We start from the raw sequence: 23,655 nt of genomic DNA, 5'->3' as shown, positions 1-23,655 counted from the left end.
TCGACGCGGCCTATCGGGGCTAGGCGAACTGCTGTCCGGGTGGGGGACCGGCGGGCGGTCCCGCCGGGTAGCCGGGCTGCTCGAGCGGAACGACCTGACCGCCGGACAGCTTGCGGTAGGTGTACACCTGGATCAGCGCGGCAACCGGTATGGCCGCGATGATGCCCACGCCGCACAGCAATTCACCGACCAGCACCACCGCGTACTGCACCAGCCACGACAACAGCGACGGGCCGATGTTCGCCCGCGTCGTCGCGATGCTGGCCTTGATGGATTCCACCGGTGACAGCGACCGGTCGACGGCGAACGGGATCGCGAACAAGGTCAGGAAGGCGAAGATGATGCCGGGAATGACGCACAGGATCGTGCCGACCACGGTGCCGGCCGCGACCAGCAACGCGACGACGAACACGGAGCCGACATTGCGCGGCCGGAAAAATGTGCCGATCGTCACCGGCTTGCCGTCGGCGATGTCCAGGGCACCGGTCGTCACCCCCGCATGCATGTAGATCGCGGCGATGAAGAGCAACACGTAGCCGACGATCATGACGGCGATCGACGCCGGGCCGTACGCGATGTCGACGCCGCTGGTGGTCTCGCCGTAGCTGTCGGTGTACGTCGTGGTGGTGCTTTCCCCGAAAACCATCGGCAGCAGCGCGGCGATCAGGGCGAACACGGTGATCACCGCGACGTAGATCAAGACCGGGACGACCAGTGCGGCGATGTTTTGCTGGAACTTGCCCCACGCCCACTTCAGCGCCTCGGTGACGTCGAACTGTGGGGAGGCCGGGGCGCCATAGCCGCCGTAGCCGGGCGGCGGCGGGTAGTTCGCCGGCGGTGCACCGTAGCCCGGCGGCGAGGGAGGCGGTGCGCCGTAGCCGGGCGGCGGGGGAGGCGGTGGGGTGTAGCCGCCCGGCGGCGGGCCGTATCCCGGGGGCGGGCCGTAGCCCGGGGGCGGCGGAGGCGGTGCGCCGTAGCCCGGGGGGTTCGGGTCGGCGCCGAAGGGCTCGGCCGGGTCAGCGGGTTGTTCGGGAGGCTGGCTCATTTGCCGTCCTAATTTGCTGTCGGAATGGCTTGCGGGCACCTGCGCGGAACCTGGCAACCCGGAACTTAGCAAATATGCGCCGGGGGAGCGAGGGTTGGGCTTTGCTTGCTTCGGGGCTCGTCTCCGGGCGGTCTTCCGGGCCGTCGCGCCGCCGCGCGTACCTGTCCGGTCCGCGTGGTATGCCTGAAGCCGTGTCCGACGGTCTGTTTGACCTGCCCGGCGAGTCGCGGACGGCCGACGACGCGCTCGTCGCGCCGGCCAACGCGCCGCTGGCGGTGCGGATTCGCCCGGCCTCGCTGGACGAGGTCGTCGGTCAGGACCACTTGCTGGGGCCCGGGTCGCCGTTGCGCCGACTGGTCGAGGGCTCGGGGGTGGCCTCGGCCATCCTGTACGGCCCGCCGGGCAGCGGCAAGACGACGCTGGCGGCGTTGGTCTCGCAAGCGACCGGGCGCCGGTTCGAAGCGCTGTCCGCGTTGTCGGCGGGCGTCAAAGAGGTCCGGGCGGTCATCGACAAGGCCCGCCAGGCGCTGCTATCCGGCGAGCAGACGGTGCTGTTCATCGACGAGGTGCACCGGTTCTCCAAAACCCAGCAGGACGCGCTGCTCTCCGCGGTGGAGAACCGGGTGGTGCTGCTGGTCGCGGCGACGACCGAGAACCCGTCGTTCTCGGTGGTGGCGCCGCTGTTGTCGCGGTCGTTGATCCTGCAGCTGCGCCCGCTGACGGCCGACGACATCCGCACCGTGGTGCAGCGCGCGATCGACGATCCGCGGGGCCTGGGCGGCCAGATCGGCGTCGCGCCCGACGCGATCGAGCTGCTGGTGCAATTGGCCGCCGGCGACGCCCGTCGCGCGCTGACCGCGCTGGAGGTCGCGGCCGGAACCGTTGCGGCGGGCGGCGAGCTGACGGTGGCGGCCGTCGAGCAATCGCTGGACAAGGCCGCCGTGCGTTACGACCGCGACGGCGATCAGCACTACGACGTCATCAGCGCGTTCATCAAATCGGTGCGCGGCTCCGACGTCGACGCGGCGCTGCACTATTTGGCCCGCATGCTGGTCGCGGGGGAGGACCCGCGGTTCGTCGCGCGGCGGCTGATGATCCTGGCCAGCGAGGACATCGGCATGGCCGACCCGACGGCGCTGCAGATCGCGGTGGCCGCCGCGCAGACGGTGGCGCTGATCGGCATGCCCGAGGCCCAATTGACCTTGGCGCACGCCACCATTCACCTGGCCACCGCCCCGAAGTCGAACGCGGTGACCACCGCACTGGCCGCGGCGATGAACGACATCAAGGCGGGCAAGGCGGGCCTGGTGCCGGCCCATCTGCGCGACGGCCACTACTCGGGAGCGGCCGCACTGGGCCACGCGCAGGGTTACAAGTACGCTCACGACCACCCGGATGGTGTTGTCGCGCAACAATATCCGCCCGACGAGCTGGCGGGCGTCGACTACTACCGGCCCACCGGGCGCGGCGTCGAACGCGAAATCACCGGTCGCCTGGAGCGGCTGCGCGCGATCATCCGCCGCAGGCGCGACTAGGGCTCAGACCAGTTCGGGAACCCGCAGCCGCGCGATCGCCAGCTCGAACTCGGCGACGTCGACGATCTCGGCGCCCAGCTCGCGTGCCCGCCGGCTGCGCAGTTGGCTGGCCTCGTCGCTGTTTCGGGCCATCGCCTCCTGGCTGTCGAACGTCGAGCAGGACACCGCTCGCCGCCCGGCCGGGTGGTCGATCATCAGGCTGGCGCTGCAGAACCCCTCGAGACGCTCCATCTCCGGCAGCACCGCCATCCGATAGAAGTCCATCGATCGCTCGAGCTGACCGGGCACCACCTTGAGCCAGGTGGCACGCACAAACGCGCCCTCGTGCGACCGGTGACGGCGGTGCAGCGACGCGATGTGCCACTCTTCGACGCTGGCGCTGCCGTCGAACATCAACGCGACGTGGTCACGAATGATCGCCACCCGCTCGGCGCTGGCGCGCATCGATGCGATGGACTCCCAGGAACTGGTGGCGATGCAGCGGCCGGACTGCCGGTCGACCAACAGCGACAGCCCGATGTAGCCGTCGGTCTCCTGCATTCCCGGCATCACGACATTGCGGACATGGGCGATTCCGATGTCGACCGACAAGGGTTGCCCGTCGATGGTGAAAGAGCGTGCGTACACGATGGCTCCTACTAATTCGGGGCAGCACCCCCGGTGGCGCCACCGGTCCCACCAAATACCTTCCTCCTACCGATCACCTCCTGGCATGGCTGCGCGGCGCGGTCGCGGCGTGTCCGCCCGTGTGGCCGCGCTCACAAGCGATTGGCTGGTCAGCGGGCTCGCGCCGTACCCTGGATCGGATGCATACGGATCTGCTCGAGGTCGACATTGTCAGCCGTCGCATCGTGGATCTGACCGACGCGGTGCGCAGGTTCTGCTTCTCCTACGGGGACGGGTTGTGCAACGTGTTCGTCCCGCACGCGACGGCCGGGGTGGCGATCATCGAGACCGGCGCCGGTTCCGACGAAGACCTGGTCGACACGCTGGAACGGCTGTTGCCGTGCGACGACCGCTACCGGCACGCGCACGGCTCGCCCGGGCACGGCGCCGACCACGTGATGCCGGCGATCGTCTCGCCGTCGGTCACGCTGCCGGTCGTCGCGGGTGAGCCGCAGCTGGGCACCTGGCAAAGCGTCGTTCTGGTCGACCTCAACCGGGACAACCCGCGGCGCTCGGTGCGGTTGAGCTTTTTGGACGGTTAGCTGTTCAGTAACCGACGGCACCGGGCCCGGTACTGTGAGCGGTCGAAACGCGGTTAGACAGCCTTTAAGGAAAGAAGCGGAAAAGAGTGCAGACACACGAGATCAGGAAGCGATTTCTTGATCACTTCGTGAAGGCGGGTCACACCGAGGTGCCGAGCGCATCGGTGATCCTCGACGACCCCAACCTGCTGTTCGTCAACGCCGGCATGGTGCAGTTCGTGCCGTTCTTTTTGGGCGCGCGCACCCCGCCTTACACCAAGGCCACCAGCATCCAGAAGTGCATCCGCACCCCGGATATCGACGAGGTGGGCATCACCACCCGGCACAACACCTTCTTCCAGATGGCCGGCAACTTCTCGTTCGGCGACTACTTCAAGCGCGAGGCCATCGAGCTGGCCTGGTCCTTGCTGACCGATTCGGTCGCCGACGGCGGCTACGGCCTGGACCCCGAAAAGATTTGGACGACGGTCTATTTCGACGACGACGAGGCAGTGCGGTTGTGGCAGGAGATCGCCGGGCTGCCGCCCGAGCGGATCCAGCGCCGCGGCATGGCCGACAACTATTGGTCGATGGGCATCCCCGGACCGTGTGGCCCGTCCTCGGAGATCTACTACGACCGCGGCCCGGAATTCGGCGTCGAGGGCGGCCCGATCGCCAACGAGGATCGCTACATCGAGATCTGGAACCTCGTGTTCATGCAGAACGAGCGCGGCGAGGGAACCGGCAAGGAAGACTTCGAGATCCGCGGGCCGTTGCCGCGCAAGAACATCGACACCGGCATGGGTGTGGAGCGGGTCGCGTTCATCCTGCAGGGCGTGCACAACGTCTACGAGACCGACCTGCTGCGGCCGGTGATCGACATGGTGGCCGCGCGTGCCCCACGCGGCTACGACGTCGGCAACCACGACGACGATGTGCGCTACCGCGTGATCGCCGACCACAGCCGCACTGCCGCGATCTTGATCGGCGACGGCGTCAGCCCGGGCAACGACGGCCGCGGCTACGTGCTGCGCCGGCTGCTGCGCCGGGTGATCCGCTCGGCCAAGCTGCTGGGCATCGAAGGCCCGATCGTCGGCGATCTGATGACCACCGTGCGCGACGCGATGGGTCCGTCGTATCCGGAACTCGTCGCGGATTTCGACCGGATCAAGCGCATCGCCGTCGCCGAGGAAACCGCGTTCAACCGCACCCTGGCGTCGGGGTCGAAATTGTTCGAGGAAGTGGCCGGCACCACCAAAGCGGCTGGGGCCAAGGTGGTTTCCGGCTCCGATGCATTCACCCTGCACGACACCTACGGCTTCCCGATCGAACTCACGCTCGAGATGGCGTCGGAGGCCGGCCTGCAGGTCGACGAGGTCGGCTTCCGGGAACTGATGGCCGAGCAGCGCCGCCGGGCCAAGGCCGATGCGACCGCGCGCAAACACGCGCACGCCGACCTGACCGCCTACCGCGAGCTGGTCGACGCCGGACCGACCGAGTTCATCGGCTTCGACGAGTTGACCTCCGAGGCAAGGATTTTGGGCATCTTTGTGGACGGCAAGCGGGTTCCGGTCGTCGCGCATGGTGCCGATGTCGGCGATCGGGTGGAGCTCGTGTTGGACCGCACGCCGCTGTACGCCGAGTCCGGTGGTCAGATCGCCGACGAGGGCACGATCAGCGGGACGGGTTCCGGCGAGAGTGCGCGGGCGGCGGTCACCGACGTGCAGAAGATCGGCAAAACCCTTTGGGTGCACCGCGTCAACGTCGAGTCCGGCGAGTTCGTCGAGGGCGACACGGTGATCGCGGCGGTGGACCCGGGCTGGCGCAAGGGCGCCACTCAGGGCCACTCGGGTACCCACATGGTGCACGCCGCACTGCGACAAGTGTTGGGCCCCAACGCCGTTCAGGCCGGGTCGCTGAACCGTCCGGGTTATCTGCGCTTCGACTTCAACTGGCAGGGCGCGCTGACCGACCAGCAGCGTAGCGACATCGAGGAAGTCACCAACGAGGCCGTGCAGGCAGACTTCGAGGTGCACACCTTCCACGAGTCGCTGGAGAAGGCCAAGGCGATGGGCGCCATGGCGCTTTTCGGTGAGGCCTATCCCGACGAGGTCCGGGTGGTCGAGATCGGCGGGCCGTTCTCGCTGGAGCTGTGCGGGGGAACCCACGTGCACAACTCGGCGCAGATCGGCCCGGTGACCATCCTCGGGGAATCGTCGATCGGCTCCGGGGTGCGCCGGGTGGAGGCCTACGTCGGGCTGGAGTCGTTTCGGCACCTGGCCAAGGAGCGGGCTTTGATGGCGGGGCTGGCGTCGTCGCTGAAGGTGCCGTCGGAGGAGGTGCCCGCCCGAGTGGCCAATTTGGTCGAGCGGCTCAAGGCCGCCGAGAAGGAACTCGAACGCGCCCGGCAGGCCGGTGCCAAGGCCGCGGCGGCCAACGCGGCGGCCGGTGCGGAGCGAATCGGTAACGTCCGTGTGGTGGCGCAGCGGATGGCGGGCGGGATGACGGCGGCCGATCTGCGTTCCCTCGTCGGCGACATCAAGGGCAAGCTGGGCGGCGATCCCGCGGTGGTCGCGCTGATCGCCGTTGGCGACGACGGCGCGATGGTGCCCTATGTGGTCGCCGCGAATCCGGCCGCTCAAGACCTAGGGATCCGGGCCAATGACCTGGTCAAGCAGCTCGCCATGGCCGTCGACGGCCGCGGCGGCGGCAAGCCCGACCTGGCGCAGGGCTCCGGAAAGAATCCGACCGGTATCGACGCGGCGCTGGCGGCGGTCCGCTCCGAGATCGCCGTGAAAGCGCAGGTCGGTTGAGTGGCTTTGGCAGAGCATCGGTTGCCCGACCGGCCCGGCGACCCTGACCACGACCCCGGGCGGGGACGGCGGCTGGGCGTCGACGTGGGCAGCGTGCGCATCGGGGTGGCCGCCAGCGATCCCGACGCCATCCTGGCCACGCCGGTGGAAACGGTGCGCCGGGACCGCTCCGGCAAGCACCTGCGACGGCTGGCCGAGCTCGTCACCGAACTGGGAGCGGTCGAGGTCGTCGTCGGACTGCCCCGCACGCTGGCCGACCGCACCGGGCCGTCGGCGCTCGACGCGATCGAGGTGGCCGAGGCGCTAGCCGAACGGGTCGCGCCCATACCGGTGCGGCTGGCCGACGAACGGCTGACCACCGTCAGCGCGCAGCGTGCGCTGCGCGCGGCGGGAGTGCGAGCCAGACAACAGCGCGCGGTGATCGACCAGGCGGCGGCCGTGGCGATTCTGCAGAGCTGGCTGGATCAGTGCCGGGCCACGCTGGGGAGTGTCATCGATGGTGGATAGCGCGCGGGACGAACGGGCCGAGCCGGCCGCCGTCGGGCCGCCCCGGCACCGGAGCAGCCGGGTGGCCCGGATCAAGGGCGAGCGTGGGCGCCGGCGTCGGCGATTCACCGGCCGCGTCGTCTTGGGTGTGCTCGTCGTCATCGTGATGGCCGCGGTGTTCGTCGGCTTCAAGATGTGGCACACGGTGTTCGGCACCGGGGACGACTACAGCGGAACCGGCAAGCGCGACTTGGTGATTCAGATCCAGGCCGGCGACTCGACGACGATGGTCGGCGAGACGCTGCACAACCAGGGTGTGGTCAAGACCGTCCGAGCCTTCATCAACGCCGCGCACGGCAACGCCGCGATCAACTCGATCCAGCCGGGTTTCTACCGGATGCGCACCGAGATCCCGGCCGATTCGGCCGTCGCGCGCCTGACCGACCCCGGCAACCGGGTGGGCAAGCTGGTCATTCCGGAAGGCCGTCAGCTCGACGACACCACCGACATGAAGACCAACAAGGTCAACCCCGGGATCCTGACGCTGATCTCGCGCGCCACCTGTGTGGATCTCGACGGCAACAAACACTGCGTGTCGTCCGACGACCTGCGCGCGGCGGCCGGCAACACCCCACCCAACGTGTTGTCGGTGCCGGCCTGGGCGATTCAGCCGGTCACCGAGCTGGGTGCCGACCACCGCCGCTTGGAGGGGCTGATCGTGCCCGGGACCTTCAACGTCGACCCGTCGGCCTCGCCGCAGAACATCCTGGCGAACCTGATCAGCGCCGGGGCCGCGATGTACATGCAGTCCGGGCTGGTGGACACCGCGGCGGCGATGAAGCTGTCGCCGTACGACATCCTGGTGGTCTCCTCGCTGGTGCAGCAGGAATCCAACTCGCAGGACTTCGCCAAGGTGGCCCAGGTCATCTACAACCGCCTCAACGCGCACCACACGCTGGAGTTCGACTCGACGGTGAACTATCCGCTGGACCGCCGCGAGGTGGCCACCAGTGACGCCGACCGGGCCCAGAAGACGCCGTGGAACACCTACGTCTCGCCGGGCCTGCCGGCCACGGCGATCTGTTCGCCCGGCATCGACGCGCTGCATGCCGCCGAGCATCCCGAGCCGGGTGACTGGTTGTACTTCGTCACCATCGACGCCCAGGGCACCACGCTGTTCACCCGGGACTACAAGCAGCATCTGGCCAATATCGAGCTGGCTAAGCACAACGGTGTCCTCGACAGCACACCCCGCTAGCGCGGGCCCGAGAAAAGCGGCCGTCCTCGGGTCGCCGATCGCGCATTCGAAGTCCCCGCAACTGCACCGCGCGGCCTATCACGCGCTGGGCCTGGACAATTGGACCTACGAGCGCATCGAATGCGGCGCCGAGGAGTTGCCGGGGATCGTCGCCGGGTTCGGGCCCGAATGGGTCGGCGTGTCGGTGACCGCGCCGGGCAAGTTCGCCGCGCTGGCGTTCGCCGACGAGCGCACCGAACGCGCGCAGCAGGTGGGATCGGCCAACACGCTGATGCGCACGCCCCGCGGCTGGCGGGCCGACAACACCGACATCGACGGGGTGGCGGGGGCGATCGCGCAAATCGGCGGAGCCTCGGGATGGGCGCTGGTCTGTGGATCGGGCGGCACCGCGCCGGCGGCCGTCGTCGGCCTGGCCCAGCTCGGCGTCAGCGGCATCACCGTCGTGGCGCGCAACCCCGAGAAGGCGGCCCGGCTGGTGGACCTGGGCACCCGGATCGGCGTCGCGACGCGCTACTGCGGGCTGGACACGGACACCCTGGCCGACGAGGTCGCGGCCGCGGAGGTGCTGGTCAGCACGGTTCCGGCCGAGGTGGCGGCCCGATACGCCGCGACTTTTGCGACGATCCCGGTGCTGCTGGACGCCGTGTACCACCCCTGGCCCACCCCGCTGGCCGCCGCGGTGGCCGGCGCGGGCGGCCGGGTGATCAACGGCGTGCAGATGCTGCTGCATCAGGCGTTCGCGCAGGTGGAGCAATTCACCGGGCAGCCTGCCCCGCGCGACGCGATGACTTGCGCGTTGGCCGCCCTGGACTAACGTCCCGGCGGTGCGGGCGACGGCGGCGGTGCTGGTGTTCGGCTGGCTGGCGGCGTTGAGCTGCTACGGCATCCGGCAGCGGCGACTGCCCAACCTGCTGACGCTGCCCGGGGCGGGCGTGATCCTGGTGGCCGCGGCGTGCGTGGGCCGCGGCGCTGGCCGCGCCGCTGCTGACCGCCGCGATCGTGATGGCCGTGCGCGGCGCCGTGCCGCACGGTCCGTCGATGTGCCTGGCCACCGCGCTGGTCCTGGCGCTGGCTTAAAAATTGCGACGCTGGAAATCGTTGCCGGTGCGGCCGGCCGCGCCTACCTTTCGGCGCATGCTTGCAATCGACCAGGTGCTCGCCGAAATCGCCGAGGCCTATCACCAGCGTCTGGTCGAAGGGCTGATCGAGCCGCCGCTGCGCGGGCTCAAGCTGGTCCGGGAACACCGGCTGGGCGCCGTGCGATTGGCTCGCGAACTCGGCGGCGCCGGCTACACCGTGGCGGAGTTCTTCGACCACCTCGTCGCGCTGGCCGCGGCCGACCCGGACCTGGCGCACATCCTGCGGGTGCACCACGCGCTGGAGGAGCTGCAGATCCGGCCGAAACGCCCGGGCAGCGACCGGTGGATCGTGGTGGTCGCGAGGGCGGACTGATCGGCGGCGCCAACTCCGAACGAAGCCAGAAGTCCATCGGCGGCAACGACCGCGACACCCGGCTGGTGGCCACCGCGAACGGCCTGCGGTTGCGCGGGCAGAAGTTCTACAGCACCGGCGCCCAGTTCTCCGACCATCTGCGCATCACCGCCCAGGGCGACGACGGCGCACCGACCGCCGTCGTGATACCCGTCGACCGGGCCGGCGTCGAGCACGTCGACGACTGGGACGGCATCGGTCAGCGCCAAACTGGCAGCGGCACAACGGTTTTCCACTATGTCGAGGTCGCGGCCGACGAGGTGTTCCCGCTGGGCGCCACCATCGGGCTGGACCGCGCCCGGGGCGCGCTGATGCAGCTGTATCTGCATGCGGTGGCCGCGGGGATCCTGCGGGCGCTGACGGCCGACGCCGCCGCGCTGGTCCGCGAGCGGCGCCGTACCTACACCTTCGCCAGCGTCGACCAGCCGACCGCCGACCCGCAGCTGCTGCAAGTGGTCGGCGAGATCGACGCCGTCGCGTATACCGCGCAAGCGCTGGTCCGTAGCGCGGCGGCCGAACTCGCGCCCGCGCTGGACGCGGCCCGCACCACCGGCATCGACCCCGAACTCCCGAACTGGAGAAGCGGTCCTCGATCGCGGCCGCCCGCGTCAAGGTCGCGGTCCAGGAGCCCGCGCTGCGGGCGGCCTCGCGCGTCTTCGACGTCGGCGGCGCGTCGGCGATACAGGCGTCCGCGCGGCTGGACCGGCACTGGCGCAACCTGCGGACGCTGTTCTCGCACAATCCGACCGTGTACAAGGCGCGGGTGCTCGGCGACATCGCCGTCAACGGCGCCGAACTGCCGGAAAGCAGCTTCTTCCGACGCCCATGGGACAATGGCACCCGTGTTGCGTTGGATCACCGCCGGGGAGTCCCATGGCCGCGCACTGGTAGCCGTGGTCGAAGGCATGGTCGCCGGCGTGGAGGTCACCTCCGCCGAAATCGCCGAGCAGTTGGCCCGTCGCCGCCTCGGGTACGGTCGCGGCGCCCGCATGCAGTTCGAGCGGGACGCGGTGACCGTGCTGGCGGGGGTGCGCCACGGTGTCACGCTGGGGGGGCCGATCGCGATCGAGATCGGCAACACCGAGTGGCCCAAGTGGGAGACCGTGATGGCCGCCGACCCGGTCGACCCGGCAGGAGCAGCCGACCTGGAAAGCTCGGCGCGCAACGCCCCGCTCACCCGGCCCCGGCCCGGACACGCCGACTACGCCGGCATGCTCAAGTACGGCTTCGTCGACGCCCGCCCGGTGCTGGAGCGCGCCAGCGCGCGCGAGACCGCCGCCCGCGTCGCCGCCGGAACGGTGGCCCGGTCGTTTCTGCGCCAGGCCCTCGGCGTCGAGGTGCTCTCCCACGTCATCGCGATCGGCCCGTCGCGGCCCTACGACGGGCCGCCGCCCGGGCCGGGCGACCTGGCGGCGATCGACGCCAGCCCGGTTCGCGCCTTCGACAAGGACGCCGAGCAGGCGATGATCGCCGAGATCGAGGCCGCCAAGAAGGACGGCGACACCCTCGGCGGCGTGCTGGAAGTCGTCGCGCTGGGCCTTCCGGTCGGCCTGGGCTCGTTCACCAGCGGCGACAACCGCCTGGACAGCCAGCTGGCCGCCGCCGTGATGGGCATCCAGGCGATCAAGGGTGTGGAGATCGGCGACGGCTTTGCGACCGCCCGCCGTCGCGGCAGCCAGGCCCACGACGAGATGTACCCCGGCCCCGACGGCGTGATCCGCTCGACCAACCGGGCCGGCGGGCTGGAAGGCGGCATGACCAACGGCCAGGCGCTGCGGGTGCGGGCCGCGATGAAACCGATCTCCACCGTGCCGCGGGCGCTGGCCACCGTCGACATGGCCACCGGTGACGAGGCCGTCGCGATCCACCAGCGCTCCGACGTCTGCGCGGTGCCGGCCGCCGGCGTGGTCGTCGAGACCATGGTCGCCCTGGTGCTGGCGCGGGCCGCGCTGGACAAGTTCGGCGGCGATTCGCTGGCCGAAACCCGACGCAACATCGAGGCCTACCGGCGCGCGGTCGCCGAGTACGAAACCCCGGCCGCGCGCGCCAAGGCGTCGGGGTAACCGCCGTGACCCCCAGGGCGGTACTCGTCGGGTTGCCGGGCTCGGGCAAGTCGACCATCGGGCGACGGCTGGCCAAGGCGATGGGCGTCGGCTACGTGGACACCGACGTGCTGATCGAGCAGCAGACGGGCCGCACCATCGTCGACATCTTCGCCACCGACGGCGAGCCGGAATTCCGCCGCATCGAGGAAGACGTGGTGCGCGCGACGCTGGCTTCCCACGACGGCGTCGTATCGCTCGGCGGCGGGGCCGTCACCACCCCGGGGGTGTGCGAGGCGCTGGCCGGGCACACCGTCATCTACCTGGAGATCGGTGCCCGCGAAGGCATCCGGCGCACCGGCGGCACCTCGGTCCGCCCGCTGCTGGCCGGCGCAAACCGCGCCGAGAAGTACCGCGCCCTGATGGCCCAACGAGCTCCGCTGTACCGGCGGGTCGCGACGATGCGGGTCGACACCAACCGCCGCAATCCCGGGGCGGTGGTGCGCTACATCATGTCCCGGCTGCCCCTGCAAGAGGCCACCACATGACAGAGCCCACCGCGCCGGTCACCGTGCCCGTGGCCGTCGCGCCGCCGTACCCGGTGGTGATCGGCACCGGATTGCTCACCGAACTGGGCGAGCTGCTCGGCCACCGGCACCGGGTCGCGATCCTGCATCAGCCGGTCCTGGCACAGACCGCCGAGGCGATCCGCAGTTACCTGGCCGACCGCGGCGTCGATGCGCACCGCATCGAGATTCCGGACGCCGAGGCCGGAAAGGACCTTTCGGTCGTCGGCTTCATCTGGGAAGTATTGGGCGGCATAGGAATTGACCGCAAGGACGCGTTGGTCAGCCTCGGCGGGGGCGCGGCCACCGACGTCGCGGGTTTCGCGGCGGCCACCTGGTTGCGCGGAGTCTCGATCGTGCATGTGCCGACCACCCTGCTGGGCATGGTCGACGCGGCCGTCGGCGGAAAGACCGGCATCAACACCGAGGCCGGCAAGAACCTGGTCGGCGCCTTCCACCAGCCGCTGGCCGTGCTGGTCGACCTGGCCACGCTGGAAACGTTGCCGCACAACGAGATCGTGGCCGGCATGGCCGAGGTCGTGAAGGCCGGATTCATCGCCGATCCGGTGATCCTCGACCTGATCGAAGCCGATCCGCAGGCGGCGCTGGACCCCAAGGGTGACGTGCTGCCGGAGCTGATCCGTCGCTCGATCGCGGTCAAGGCCGAGGTGGTCGCCGCCGACGAAAAAGAATCTGAGCTGCGCGAAATCCTGAACTACGGCCACACTTTGGCGCACGCCATCGAACGCCGGGAGCGCTACCAGTGGCGCCACGGCGCCGCGGTATCGGTGGGCCTGGTGTTCGCCGCCGAACTCGCCCGGCTGACCGGCCGCCTCGACGACGACACCGCCGCCCGCCATCGGACGATCCTGACCTCGCTGGGCCTGCCGGTCAGCTACGACCCCGACGCGCTGCCCCAGCTGCTGGAATACATGGCCGGAGACAAGAAGTCGCGCGCCGGGGTGCTGCGGTTCGTGGTCCTCGACGGGCTGGCCAAGCCGGGCCGGTTGGTGGGGCCGGACCCCGGCCTGCTGGTGACCGCCTACGCGGGAGTCTGTGCGCCATGATCGTCAACGTCATCAACGGCCCCAACCTGGGCCGGCTGGGCCGACGCGAACCCGAGGTCTACGGGGACACCACCCATGATCAGCTGGCCGCGATCATCGAACGCGAGGCCGCCGAACTGGGGCTCAAAGCCGTTGTGCGGCAAAGCGATAGCGAAGCAGAGTTGTTGGACTGGATTCATCTGGCCGCCGACGCGGGGGAACCGGTGATCCTCAATGCGGGCGGCCTGACCCACACCTCGGTGGCGCTGCGGGATGCGTGCGCCGAACTGCGCGCCCCGCTGATCGAGGTGCACATCTCCAATGTGCATGCGCGCGAAGAGTTTCGGCGTCACTCGTACCTGAGCCCGGTGGCGACCGGGGTGATCGTGGGGCTGGGTGTGCAGGGCTACCTGCTGGCGCTGCGCTACCTGGCGAACAAGGGCTAGCGGCTAGTCCTTCTTCGGGTCGGTGTCGGTGCGGATCACCTCGGTTTTGGCGTCGTCGGTGTGCGTCGGGATCGTCTCGGTCGGCGCGTCGCGTTCCGCGGTGGCCACCGACGACGTCGGCGCCGCGGCCTGCGCGCCGGACTGCGTCGGGATCTCGCCGGTCGGCGCGTCGTCGGCGCGGGCGGCCGCGAACACGTCGGTGTCGGCGCGCTCCTCGTCTTGTCCGGCGCCGCGATCGGCCGGCGGATTGCGGTCCACCCGCCAGCGGCCGACGGCCACGCCGACGATCCCGGGCAGGAACACGCAGAGCGCGGTGAACGCCGCGAACGTGGTGACCTCGTTGATCAGGCCGCCGGTGTAGAGGCCCTTGTAGAACAGCGCGATGAGCCGCGACACGGCTCCGCTCAGGATGCCGGCGAGCAGGCCGGCCAGCAGCCAGGTCATCGCCAGGTCGGCGCGACGATCCGGATCCGCGTTGGCTTTGGCGTCGGCCCGGCCGTCCATGACCCCCCAGACGGCCACGCAGACGACGAACACCAGCAGCAGCACGACACTTACCAGGCCGGCCTGCGTCTGCCACGCGTTGATGATCGCCCCCTGCAACAACCGGACGACGACCATCAGCCCGGCGAACGCCAATCCACGCAGCATCCAGTTACTCATGGCCAACCAGCGTAGCGAGTACCGTCGTGAGTCGTGACACATTCCCAGCGTCGAGACAATCTAAAAAGCCAGATCGGTGCCAGTGGGCTGGACGCGATGCTGGTCACAGACCTGATCAACGTCCGCTATCTGTCGGGTTTCTCCGGGTCCAACGGCGCGTTGCTGGTGTTCGCCAACGATCGCGAGGCGATTTTGGCTACCGACGGCCGGTACCGTACCCAGGCCGCCGCGCAGGCGCCCGATATCGAGATCGCCATCGACCGGGCCGTCGGCCGCTACCTGGCGGGCAAGGCGGTCGACGCCGGCGTGTCCAGGCTGGGCTTCGAGAGCAATGTCGTCACGGTGGACGGCTTCGACGCACTGACCAGCGAGATCGGTGAGCACGGCGGGAAGACGGAGCTGGTGCGGGCCGCCGGGATGGTCGAAGCGCTGCGCGAGATAAAGGACGCCGGCGAGGTGGCGCTGCTGCGACTGGCCTGCGAGGCCGCCGACGCGGCACTCAAAGACCTGGTGGCGCGCGGCGGTTTGCGGCCCGGCCGAACCGAACGTGAGGTGAGCCGCGAGCTGGAGGGCCTGATGCTCGATCACGGGGCCGACGCGGTTTCGTTCGAGACGATCGTGGCGGCGGGGCCGAATTCGGCGATCCCGCACCATCGGCCGACCGACGCGGTGCTGGCCGACGGCGACTTCGTCAAGATCGACTTCGGCGCGCTGGTGGGCGGCTACCACTCGGACATGACCCGCACGTTCGTACTGGGTAAGGCCGCGGACTGGCAGCTGGAGATCTACCAGCTGGTCGCCGAGTCGCAGCGGGCCGGCCGCGAGGCGCTGCGCCCGGGCGCCGACCTGCGCGAGGTGGACGGCGCCGCGCGCCAGGTGATCGTCGACGCCGGCTACGGCGAGCAGTTCAGCCACGGGTTGGGACACGGCGTGGGTCTGCAGATCCACGAAGCGCCGGGCATCGGAGCCACGTCGAACGGGACGTTGCTGGCCGGTTCGGTCGTGACGGTGGAGCCCGGCGTCTACCTGCCGGGCCGCGGCGGGGTCCGCATCGAGGACACCCTGGTCGTCGGCGATCAGCCCGCCACCGCGGAGCTGCTGACCCGGTTCCCCAAGGACCTGGCCATTCTGACGTAGGGCGTTGCATCGTAGGATCCGGCAAATGGCCTACCTAGCAGTCATCGCCGTCTACGTGGTCGCCGCGGGCACCGCGCTCGCCGGGTTCTGGCTGACCGCCGTGCTGTTCGTCGGGCACGACTACGACACGGCCGGGGTCGTCATGTCGGCGGCTCGCCGGGTGGCCGGACGGGGCCCGCTGCGGATCGCGGCCGGCGTCGCGTTGGGTTTGCTGGGCAAACTCGCCGCGAACCACCTGCCGCCGGCGTCCGCCTCCGACCTGGTCGCGCCGTCCCCGTCGGACCTCTGCGACCTTAACGACGGCCTGTTCGGCCTGTGCGGGGCCGGGCAGCTGCGCCGCTAGCGGGTGCGGTCAGCGCCGGACCGCGGCACGGGTAAGCTGCATCCGGTGCTGTTCTGCGCGCACCGTTTGCGGCGGAATCCGCTGCCGGGTGGCCCTTGCCCGACCACCGAAAGACCCTGAAAATTGGCCTTCCCGTAGGAGATAGAGCGACCGTGGCATCGACTGCCGACTTCAAGAACGGACTGGTTCTGGTGATCGACGGCCAGCTGTGGCAGATCGTCGAGTTTCAGCACGTCAAGCCGGGTAAGGGCCCGGCCTTCGTGCGCACCAAGCTGAAAAACGTGCTGTCGGGCAAGGTCGTCGACAAGACCTACAACGCCGGCGTGAAGGTGGACACCGCCACCGTCGACCGCCGCGACGCGACCTATTTGTACCGCGACGGCTCGGACTTCGTGTTCATGGACAGCCAGGACTACGAACAGCACGCGCTGCCGGAATCGCTGGTCGGCGATGCCGCCCGGTTCCTGCTGGAGGGCCTGCCGGTGCAGGTGGCCTTCCACAACGGCGAACCCCTGTACCTCGAGCTGCCGGTGTCGGTCGAGCTGGTGGTCACCCACACCGAGCCGGGTCTGCAGGGCGACCGGTCCAGCGCCGGCACCAAGCCCGCGACCGTGGAGACCGGCGCGGAGCTTCGGGTGCCGTTGTTCATCAACACCGGGGACAAGCTGAAGGTGGATTCGCGCGACGGCAGCTACCTGGGGCGGGTCAACGCCTGACCATGCCGGACGGTAAATCGCCGCGGCCTACCAAGGGACGCCATCACGCCCGTAAGCGCGCGGTGGATTTGCTGTTCGAGGCCGAGGCGCGCGGCCTGAGCCCGGCCGAGGTGACCGACGTGCGCGCCGCGCTGGCCGAGGCCAACCCCGACGTCAAGCCGCTGCACCCGTACACGGTCGCGGTGGCCCACGGCGTCGCCGACCAGTACGCACATATCGACGACCTGATCAGCACCCACCTGCAGGGCTGGACGCTGGACCGGCTGCCCGCGGTCGACCGCGCGATCCTGCGGGTTGCGGTGTGGGAGTTGCTCTATGCCGACGACGTGCCGGAGCCGGTCGCGGTCGACGAGGCCGTGCAGCTGGCCAAGGAGTTGTCCATGGACGACTCACCGGGATTCGTCAACGGCGTGCTGGGCCAGGTCATGATGGTGACGCCGCAGATCCGGGCCGCCGCCGCGACGCCCGCGGCCACGACACCGGAGCACTCCGAACCGCCGTCATGACCCGACTGGAACTCCGCGCCGTCCTCGCCGCCGGGCTGGCCGCGACCGTGGTGCTGGGTGCCGTCGTGTGCGCCGCGTACGGGTGGACCATCGTCGCCGCGGCGCTGTCGATCTACGCGCTGGGGGTGGGCGCCTGGCTGTACCACGCGGTCGAGCGCCTGATCGTGGCCCGCCGCATCAGCGTGGTGCGCACGGCGGCCAAGCCGCTGCAGCCGCTATTGCCGGTGATGGCCGCGATCATGGGCCTGACCCAGGCCGTGGTGCGCTCGCTCAGCGACGTCACCGAGCTGCCGGCGCGCCGGTGGGAGCTGGCCCGCCGCCGGATCGTCGACGGCGGCGACACCGACCGCCCACCCGGCCGATCCTGAGCGAAAACATCGCGGCCGCAGGTAGGACCGGATAACAATGGTGACGAGTCGTTCAGGCCGGTGTCGGGAATTATTCGCTGCGGTGGCCAAGTATCGGACACCATCACAGAACAGGTGACGACATGAATCCCTACAGTGCCTATCCGCGACGGCTGCGCGTGTCCGCGCTGGCGGCGGTGGCCAACCCGTCGTACACGCGCGTCGACACCTGGAACCTGCTCGACGACGCCTGCCGGCACCTCGCCGAGGTCGACCTGGCCGGGCTGGACAAAACCCATGACCTGGCGAAGGTCAAGCGGCTGATGGACCGCCTCGCCGCCTACGAGCGCTACTGGCTGTACCCCGGGGCGGCCAACCTGGCGACCTACCGCGCCCACCTGGTGAGCCTGTCCACGGTGCGGCTTGCCGAGGAGGTGTCGCTGGCGGTGCGGCTGCTGTCCGAATACGGCGACCGCACAGCACTTTTCGACACCTCAGCCCCGCTGGCCGATCAGGAGCTGGTGGCCCAGGCCAAACAGCAGCAGTTCTACACGGTGCTGCTCGCCGACGATTCGCCGAACACCGGGCCCGACTGCCTGGCCGAAGCCCTGCGCGCGCTGCGCTGCCCGTCCGACGACGTGCAGTTCGAGCTGCTGGTGGTGCCCAGCGTCGAGGACGCCATCACCGCCGTCGCCCTCAACGGCGAGATTCAGGCCGCGATCATCCGGCACGACGTCGCGTTGCGGTCGCGCGATCGCGTCCCGCTGATGAATACGCTGCTGGGCACCAGCGACGATCCGGTCAGCCGCGATTGCGGCACCGATTGCATCGAATGCGGCGAATGGATCCGCGAGTTGCGGCCGCACATCGACCTCTATCTGCTCACCGACGAGTCGATCGCGGCCGGCAACGACGAGGAGAACGACGTCTACGATCGGACGTTCTACCGGCTCAACGATGTCACGGATCTGTACAGCACGGTGCTGGCCGGTCTGCGAAATCGTTTCGCCACACCATTTTTCGATGCCCTGCGGGCGTACGCGGACTCGCCGGTCGGTCAATTCCACGCACTGCCCGTCGCGCGGGGCGCCAGCATCTTCAACTCCCGGTCGCTGCAGGACATGGGGGAGTTCTACGGCCGCAACATCTTCATGGCCGAGACTTCGACGACGTCGGGCGGGCTGGACTCGCTGCTGGACCCGCACGGCAACATCAAGAAGGCGATGGACAAGGCCGCGCGCACCTGGAATTCGAAGCAGACCTACTTCGTCACCAATGGGACGTCGACGGCCAACAAGATCGTCGTGCAGTCGCTGACCCGGCCGGGCGACATCGTGCTGATCGAACGCAACTGCCACAAGTCGCACCACTACGGCCTGGTGCTGGCCGGCGCCTATCCGTTGTATCTGGATGCCTACTCGCTGCCGCAGTTCGCGATCTACGGGGCGGTGCCGCTGGACACGATCAAGAAGGCGCTGCTGGATCTGGAGGCGGCCGGCCAGCTGGACAAGGTGCGCATGCTGCTGGTGACCAACTGCATCTTCGACGGCGTGGTGTACAACCCGCTGCGGGTGATGGAGGAGGTGCTGGCGATCAAGCCGGACGTCCGCTTTTTGTGGGACGAGGCCTGGTACGCGTTCGCGACCGCGGTTCCGTGGGCTCGGCAACGCACCGCCATGGTTGCGGCCGAACGCCTCGAGCAGATGCTGGCGTCACCGGAATACGCTGTGGAATACCGGGATTGGGCCCAGAAGATGGAAGGGATCCCGCGGTCGGAGTGGGTCAACCATCGGCTGCTGCCCGACCCCGCCAAGGCGCGGGTGCGGGTGTACGCGACGCACTCCACGCACAAGTCGCTGTCGGCGTTCCGGCAGGCGTCGATGATCCACGTGCGCGACCGCGACTTCAACTCGCGCGCCCGCGACGCGTTCGGCGAGGCGTTTTTGACGCACACCTCGACGTCGCCGAACCAGCAACTGCTGGCCTCGCTGGACCTGGCCCGCCGGCAGGTCGACATCGAGGGATTTCAGTTGGTCCGGCAAACCTATGACATGGCGCTGGTGTTCCGGCACCGCGTCCGCAAAGACCGGCTGATCAGCAAGTGGTTCCGGATCCTCGACGAGGCCGACCTGGTGCCCGAGCGGTTCCGGGCTTCGGCGGTGAGTTCCTATCGCGAGGTCCGTCAGGGTGCGCTGGCGGAGTGGAACGAGGCCTAGCGGTCCGACCAGTTCGTGCTGGATCCGACCCGGGTGACCCTGTTCCTCGGCAACACCGGGATGAACGGGTACGACTTCCGCGAGAAGATCCTGATGGAGCGCTTCGGGATCCAGATCAACAAGACGTCGATCAACAGCGTGCTGCTGATCTTCACGATCGGCGTCACCTGGTCGAGCGTGCACCACCTGCTCGACGTGTTGCGCCGGGTGGCCACCGACCTGGACCGGGAGAAGGAGTTGGCCAGCGCTGCCGATTGGACGCTACACCAGCGCCGGGTCGAGGAGATCACCGAGGACCTGCCGCACCTGCCCGACTTCAGCGAATTCGACATCGCGTTCCGCCCGGTGGACGCCTGCGCCTTCGGTGACATGCGGGCGGCGTTCTACGTGGGCTACGAAGAGTCCGACCGTGAGTACGTGCAGATCGGTCAGGCGGGACGGCGGATCGCCGAGGGTCGCAAATTGGTATCCACCACGTTCGTGGTGCCCTACCCGCCCGGGTTCCCGGTGCTGGTTCCCGGTCAGGTGGTCTCGAAGGAGATCCTGTATTTCCTGGCTCAACTCGACGTGAAGGAAATCCACGGTTACAACCCGGATCTCGGCCTGTCGGTGTTCACCTCGGAGGCACTGGCCCGCCTGGAAGCCCAACGCAGCGCGGCAAGCGCCGCGGTCGGGTCGGTGTTCCCCGGCTTCGAGTTGCCCTCGGACACATCGGTATTGAACGGCGCGCGTAACGGAGACCGGGTTCAACGGGCGGTGACTGAAGACGCTTAGCCGCTGCCGACGCCGGCGGTGCCAGAGGACTTGACGTTTTGCCCGCCTCTGAGCGACTTTGCTTGTTCGCGCAGGGCCAGCACCCGCTGATGGATACGGTGCTCGGTGCCGCGCGGCATCCAGCCGAGGCCGTACCGACCGCGGGCCGGGTGCTGCACTCGTCCGTAGCCTCTTTCCCAACGCAGCGCGTCGGAAATCGATTTTGAGGCGCGTTCGCCGGCGTCAAAGTTGTGGTATGCCAACGCGTCTATCAGCTCGGGAATCGTCGCGGCGCCGTACAGGGCCAGCTGCCACGTCAGCGCGTAACGCAGTTCGATTCCACGTAGTTGCAAGGAATTAGTCGTCATCCCCGGAACTGTCCCACGGTGCCCCGACATCCGCGGTGTTGTCGCTCGGAGGCGGGCAAAACGTGGTGCGTCACCCGGAGGCTGCGGGCCGCGTCCGGCGACGCGAGACTTTCTACTCACCGGTATCGCAATGCCGGCGCTTTTGCCCAAATGGCGCAATAGCCGCCACGATCCCGGTTTCTGCTGGTAGCCGCGCAAACGCACCCGGCGCAATACGTCGAGCCGGCGTCACCGCGCGGTCATCGCACTCCCGAAATATGCCCCTGAGCTGGGTTAGCGTGACGGCGTGGCTGAGGCGATACCCATTGGCGGACCCCGGGCCGACCGTGCCCGCCGGGTTGCCGACGTGTTGCGCCAGCAGATCCACACCGGCGCCTATCCCGACGGGTTACCCGCCGAAAGCGACCTGGCGACCGAATTTTCCGTGTCCCGCAACACCATTCGCGAGGCCCTGAGCGTGCTCAAGCAGGAGGGCCTGATCGACCGCGGACCCAAGGTCGGCACCCACGTCGCGCAGCGCAAGTACGACCACCGGATCGACTCCCTGCTGGGGTTGAAAGAGACCTTCAAACACATCGGCGAAGTCCGCAACGAGGTGCGCGCGGCCATGTCGGTGGTCGCTCCGCCGGCGGTCGCCGCCCGGCTGCGGCTGCAACCGGGCGAGCAGGCGGTGTTCATCGAGCGGCTGCGCTATCTGGGCGACTTGCCGCTGAGCCTCGACCTGACCTACCTCGCCCCGGATATCGGAACCCGGATCCTGGATCACCCGCTGGAGACCAACGATCTGTTCGCGCTGATCGAGCGGGTCAGCGGGCACCGGCTGGGCGAGGCATCGCTGGCGTTGGAAGCCATTCCCGCCGACGTGCATTCGGCGGCCACGCTGCAGGTGCCCGACGGCGCGGCGCTGCTGATGCTCGAGCGGCTCACCAGTCTCGACGATGGCCGGCCCGTCGACCTCGAATACATCCGGATGCGCGGCGATCGAATCACCATGCGCGGCCACCTGATTAGGAGTAAGCCATGGCGCTGCTCAACAACAACCGGGTCGACGTGCCGGTCACCATCGACGAGTCGCTGTGTATCGACGGCTGTGCCCTCTGCGTCGAGGTGTGTCCATTGGACGTGCTGGCCATCAACCCCGACACCGGCAAGGCGTTCATGCACGTCGACGAATGCTGGTACTGCGGCCCGTGCGCCGCGCGCTGCCCGACCGGCGCCGTCACCGTCAACATGCCGTATCAGCTTCGCTGAAATCCCCAACAGCCCAGGATCTTTCATGAAACGACACGCCCTCCGGCTGGTGTCGGTCGTGGCCGCGATCGTCGTGGCCGTCTCCGGCTGCTCGCTGGAATCCCTATCGGCGTCCTCCGGTGTGGTCAACGTCGTCGTCGGCTACCAGTCCAAGACGATCAACACCGTGACCGTTGGGACCTTGCTGCGCGCCCAGGGTTACCTGGAGCGCCGGCTCGCCGACATCACCACCCACACCGGCACCAAATACGCGGTCCGGTGGCAAGATTACGACACCGGCGCCCCGATCACCGCGCAGATGCTGGCCGAAAAGATCGACATCGGCTCCATGGGGGATTACCCCATGCTGATCAACGGCTCCAAGACACAGGCCAACCCGCTGGCGAAAACCGAGATCGTCTCGATCACCGGCTACAACCCCAAGGGCGCGCTGAACATGGTCGTGGTCGCGCCCGATTCGACGGCCACCACGTTGCGTGACCTGGCCGGCTCGAAGGTCTCGGTCAGTGTCGGCTCGGCCGGCCACGGCACCTTGATGCGGGCCCTGGACCGGGGCGGGATCAACGGCGTCGAGGTGCTCAACCAGCAGCCTTAGGTCGGCGCGTCCGCCCTGGAATCCGGCCAGGTGCAAGGGCTTTCGCAGTTCGTCGCCTGGCCAGGTCTGCTGGTGTTTCAGAACAAGGCCTAACTGTTGTACGACGGCGCCGAGCTGAACCTGCCCACCCTGCACGGGGTGGTGGTGCCGCTCGTATGCGTCCGCGCATCCGGAGGTGTTGGGCGCGTTCCTGCAGGCCCAACTCGACGCGACCGACTTCCTCAACGCCAAGCCGCTGGAAGCCGTTCGCATCGTCGCCCAGGCCAGCGGGCTGCCGCAGGAAGTGGTCTACCTCTACAACGGTCTCGGCGGTACGTCATTCGACACCACGCTCAAACCGTCACTGGTCGAAGCGCTGAAAAACGATGTTCCGTACCTGAAGTCGATCGGCGACTTCGCCGATCTCGACGTCGCCGAGTTCGTCCACGGCGCGCCGTTGCGCGCCGTGTTCGGCGCCCGCGGCCTCAACTACGACGCGACCCGGGCCGCCACCGCCAACCCGTCGGCGCTCGGCGGTGACCCCGCGTTGGCCAGCGAGCTGTGGCTGGACGGATCCGATGCCACCCAGACGCTGGCCGACCCGACCAGCCTGCTGCGGGTGGTGCGGGAGGCCACCGCCCACGGCGCCAAAATCCGTGCCGCCTATGTGCCCGACGCCGAGCTGGGCACCCGGTGGTTCGCCGACAAGGCCGTCTGGGTGCAAGACGGCCGGAACTACCTGCCGTTCGGCACCCCGGCCGGCGCGCATCGCTATCTCGCCGCCCACCCCGGCGGCACCGTCGTGAATTACCAACAGGCCCTTGGAGGTTCGGTATAACCGCGCAAGTGATAGACCAACCCGTGTC

Annotated in this window: 20 protein-coding genes and 4 pseudogenes; 20 read left to right on the top strand and 4 right to left on the bottom strand. The window is 68.9% G+C overall.

Translation table 11 applies throughout. The annotated features are described in order from the left end of the window. Positions 1–19: 19 nt before the first annotated feature. Positions 20–1,045 (bottom strand): DUF2189 domain-containing protein, encoded by a 1,026-nt coding sequence (locus T428_RS0107080; protein WP_025735931.1) that lies wholly within the window; start codon positions 1,043–1,045, stop codon positions 20–22. Between the two features lie 179 nt (positions 1,046–1,224). Here T428_RS0107080 and T428_RS0107075 point away from each other — a divergent pair, with 179 nt between their 5' ends. Then, positions 1,225–2,580, top strand: coding sequence for a replication-associated recombination protein A (locus T428_RS0107075; RefSeq protein WP_025735930.1), 1,356 nt, complete (start codon positions 1,225–1,227; stop codon positions 2,578–2,580). A 3-nt stretch (positions 2,581–2,583) separates the two neighbouring features. Here the strand turns inward: T428_RS0107075 and T428_RS0107070 are convergent, their stop codons facing one another. Then, entirely contained in the window at positions 2,584–3,207 is a 624-nt protein-coding gene (locus T428_RS0107070; protein WP_025735929.1) for a hypothetical protein, read from the bottom strand. Positions 3,208–3,398: 191 nt separating this feature from the next. Between T428_RS0107070 and T428_RS0107065 the strand changes: the two genes are divergently transcribed. From T428_RS0107065 to aroQ, 10 genes and pseudogenes are all read left to right on the top strand, one after another. Beyond that, positions 3,399–3,788, top strand: coding sequence for a secondary thiamine-phosphate synthase enzyme YjbQ (locus tag T428_RS0107065; RefSeq protein ID WP_211243903.1), 390 nt, complete (start codon positions 3,399–3,401; stop codon positions 3,786–3,788). An 86-nt stretch (positions 3,789–3,874) separates the two neighbouring features. Continuing rightward, entirely contained in the window at positions 3,875–6,580 is a 2,706-nt protein-coding gene (alaS, locus tag T428_RS0107060; protein ID WP_025735927.1) for an alanine--tRNA ligase, read from the top strand. Continuing rightward, positions 6,581–7,087 carry a Holliday junction resolvase RuvX gene (gene ruvX / locus T428_RS0107055; protein ID WP_025735926.1) on the top strand — a complete coding sequence of 169 codons (507 nt, stop codon included), beginning with the start codon at positions 6,581–6,583 and terminating at the stop codon, positions 7,085–7,087. It abuts the gene before it with no gap. Next, entirely contained in the window at positions 7,077–8,324 is a 1,248-nt protein-coding gene (locus T428_RS34175; RefSeq protein WP_025735925.1) for an endolytic transglycosylase MltG, read from the top strand. The genes ruvX and T428_RS34175 overlap by 11 nt, the downstream gene beginning before the upstream one ends. Next, positions 8,299–9,138 carry a shikimate dehydrogenase gene (locus tag T428_RS0107045; protein ID WP_025735924.1) on the top strand — a complete coding sequence of 280 codons (840 nt, stop codon included), beginning with the start codon at positions 8,299–8,301 and terminating at the stop codon, positions 9,136–9,138. The genes T428_RS34175 and T428_RS0107045 overlap by 26 nt, the downstream gene beginning before the upstream one ends. A gap of 320 nt (positions 9,139–9,458) precedes the next feature. Then, positions 9,459–10,632 (top strand): annotated as a pseudogene (locus tag T428_RS26260) (acyl-CoA dehydrogenase family protein); the annotation flags it as partial. A 25-nt stretch (positions 10,633–10,657) separates the two neighbouring features. After that, positions 10,658–11,878, top strand: a complete 1,221-nt coding sequence (gene aroC / locus T428_RS0107035; protein ID WP_025735922.1) for a chorismate synthase — start codon at positions 10,658–10,660, stop codon at positions 11,876–11,878. 5 nt (positions 11,879–11,883) lie between these two features. After that, entirely contained in the window at positions 11,884–12,405 is a 522-nt protein-coding gene (locus tag T428_RS0107030; protein WP_025735921.1) for a shikimate kinase, read from the top strand. Further along, the gene (aroB, locus tag T428_RS0107025) at positions 12,402–13,490 is read left to right on the top strand and encodes a 3-dehydroquinate synthase (RefSeq protein ID WP_025735920.1); all 1,089 of its coding nucleotides are present in this window, start codon (positions 12,402–12,404) and stop codon (positions 13,488–13,490) included. Before T428_RS0107030 ends, aroB begins: the two co-directional genes overlap by 4 nt. Beyond that, positions 13,478–13,915, top strand: a complete 438-nt coding sequence (gene aroQ / locus T428_RS0107020) for a type II 3-dehydroquinate dehydratase (RefSeq protein ID WP_156942889.1) — start codon at positions 13,478–13,480, stop codon at positions 13,913–13,915. The genes aroB and aroQ overlap by 13 nt, the downstream gene beginning before the upstream one ends. Before the next feature lie 3 nt (positions 13,916–13,918). Here aroQ and T428_RS0107015 read toward each other — a convergent pair whose 3' ends face one another. Beyond that, positions 13,919–14,578 (bottom strand): B-4DMT family transporter, encoded by a 660-nt coding sequence (locus T428_RS0107015; protein WP_211243898.1) that lies wholly within the window; start codon positions 14,576–14,578, stop codon positions 13,919–13,921. Positions 14,579–14,611: 33 nt separating this feature from the next. Here T428_RS0107015 and T428_RS0107010 point away from each other — a divergent pair, with 33 nt between their 5' ends. The 6 genes and pseudogenes from T428_RS0107010 to T428_RS26255 all read left to right on the top strand — a co-directional run bounded on the left by T428_RS0107010 (position 14,612) and on the right by T428_RS26255 (position 20,617). Continuing rightward, positions 14,612–15,715 (top strand): M24 family metallopeptidase, encoded by a 1,104-nt coding sequence (locus tag T428_RS0107010; protein WP_025735917.1) that lies wholly within the window; start codon positions 14,612–14,614, stop codon positions 15,713–15,715. 25 nt (positions 15,716–15,740) lie between these two features. Beyond that, positions 15,741–16,058: a hypothetical protein gene (locus T428_RS0107005; RefSeq protein ID WP_025735916.1), complete on the top strand. Its 318-nt coding sequence runs from the start codon at positions 15,741–15,743 to the stop codon at positions 16,056–16,058. 152 nt (positions 16,059–16,210) lie between these two features. Beyond that, positions 16,211–16,774, top strand: a complete 564-nt coding sequence (gene efp, locus T428_RS0107000) for an elongation factor P (protein ID WP_025735915.1) — start codon at positions 16,211–16,213, stop codon at positions 16,772–16,774. A gap of 2 nt (positions 16,775–16,776) precedes the next feature. Further along, positions 16,777–17,280: a transcription antitermination factor NusB gene (gene nusB, locus T428_RS0106995; RefSeq protein ID WP_025735914.1), complete on the top strand. Its 504-nt coding sequence runs from the start codon at positions 16,777–16,779 to the stop codon at positions 17,278–17,280. Continuing rightward, on the top strand, positions 17,277–17,648 hold the full coding sequence (locus T428_RS0106990; protein ID WP_025735913.1) for a hypothetical protein: 372 nt from the start codon (positions 17,277–17,279) through the stop codon (positions 17,646–17,648). The genes nusB and T428_RS0106990 overlap by 4 nt, the downstream gene beginning before the upstream one ends. A gap of 122 nt (positions 17,649–17,770) precedes the next feature. After that, positions 17,771–20,617 (top strand): annotated as a pseudogene (locus T428_RS26255) (aminotransferase class I/II-fold pyridoxal phosphate-dependent enzyme). Here the strand turns inward: T428_RS26255 and T428_RS26250 are convergent. Further along, entirely contained in the window at positions 20,614–20,994 is a 381-nt protein-coding gene (locus T428_RS26250) for a hypothetical protein (protein ID WP_425411988.1), read from the bottom strand. The pseudogene T428_RS26255 and the gene T428_RS26250 overlap by 4 nt on opposite strands. 256 nt (positions 20,995–21,250) lie before the next feature. Here T428_RS26250 and T428_RS26245 point away from each other — a divergent pair. The 3 genes and pseudogenes from T428_RS26245 to T428_RS26240 all read left to right on the top strand — a co-directional run. Beyond that, positions 21,251–22,000 (top strand): annotated as a pseudogene (locus T428_RS26245) (GntR family transcriptional regulator); the annotation flags it as partial. Continuing rightward, the gene (locus T428_RS31795) at positions 21,985–22,215 is read left to right on the top strand and encodes a 4Fe-4S dicluster domain-containing protein (RefSeq protein ID WP_084298667.1); all 231 of its coding nucleotides are present in this window, start codon (positions 21,985–21,987) and stop codon (positions 22,213–22,215) included. The pseudogene T428_RS26245 and the gene T428_RS31795, both read left to right, overlap by 16 nt. A gap of 25 nt (positions 22,216–22,240) precedes the next feature. After that, positions 22,241–23,627 (top strand): annotated as a pseudogene (locus T428_RS26240) (ABC transporter substrate-binding protein). The last annotated feature ends 28 nt before the right edge of the window (positions 23,628–23,655 follow it).

Origin of the sequence: Mycobacterium genavense ATCC 51234 (genome assembly GCF_000526915.1) — a bacterium.
Classification (GTDB): Bacteria; Actinomycetota; Actinomycetes; order Mycobacteriales; family Mycobacteriaceae; genus Mycobacterium; species Mycobacterium genavense.
The sequence above is the reverse complement of the archived record's forward strand: the minus strand, read 5'-3'. Positions and strand labels throughout refer to the sequence as shown.

Coding starts and splice junctions, on each gene's coding strand:
- T428_RS0106990 (WP_025735913.1), top strand. CDS start 17,277: ATGACCCGACTGGAACTCCGCGCCGTCCTCGCCGCCGGGCTGGCCGCG.
- nusB (WP_025735914.1), top strand. CDS start 16,777: ATGCCGGACGGTAAATCGCCGCGGCCTACCAAGGGACGCCATCACGCC.
- T428_RS0107080 (WP_025735931.1), bottom strand. CDS start 1,045: ATGAGCCAGCCTCCCGAACAACCCGCTGACCCGGCCGAGCCCTTCGGC.
- T428_RS26250 (WP_425411988.1), bottom strand. CDS start 20,994: ATGTCGGGGCACCGTGGGACAGTTCCGGGGATGACGACTAATTCCTTG.
- T428_RS0107075 (WP_025735930.1), top strand. CDS start 1,225: ATGCCTGAAGCCGTGTCCGACGGTCTGTTTGACCTGCCCGGCGAGTCG.
- aroB (WP_025735920.1), top strand. CDS start 12,402: ATGACAGAGCCCACCGCGCCGGTCACCGTGCCCGTGGCCGTCGCGCCG.
- T428_RS31795 (WP_084298667.1), top strand. CDS start 21,985: ATGGCGCTGCTCAACAACAACCGGGTCGACGTGCCGGTCACCATCGAC.
- T428_RS0107015 (WP_211243898.1), bottom strand. CDS start 14,578: ATGAGTAACTGGATGCTGCGTGGATTGGCGTTCGCCGGGCTGATGGTC.
- T428_RS0107005 (WP_025735916.1), top strand. CDS start 15,741: ATGGCCTACCTAGCAGTCATCGCCGTCTACGTGGTCGCCGCGGGCACC.
- T428_RS34175 (WP_025735925.1), top strand. CDS start 7,077: ATGGTGGATAGCGCGCGGGACGAACGGGCCGAGCCGGCCGCCGTCGGG.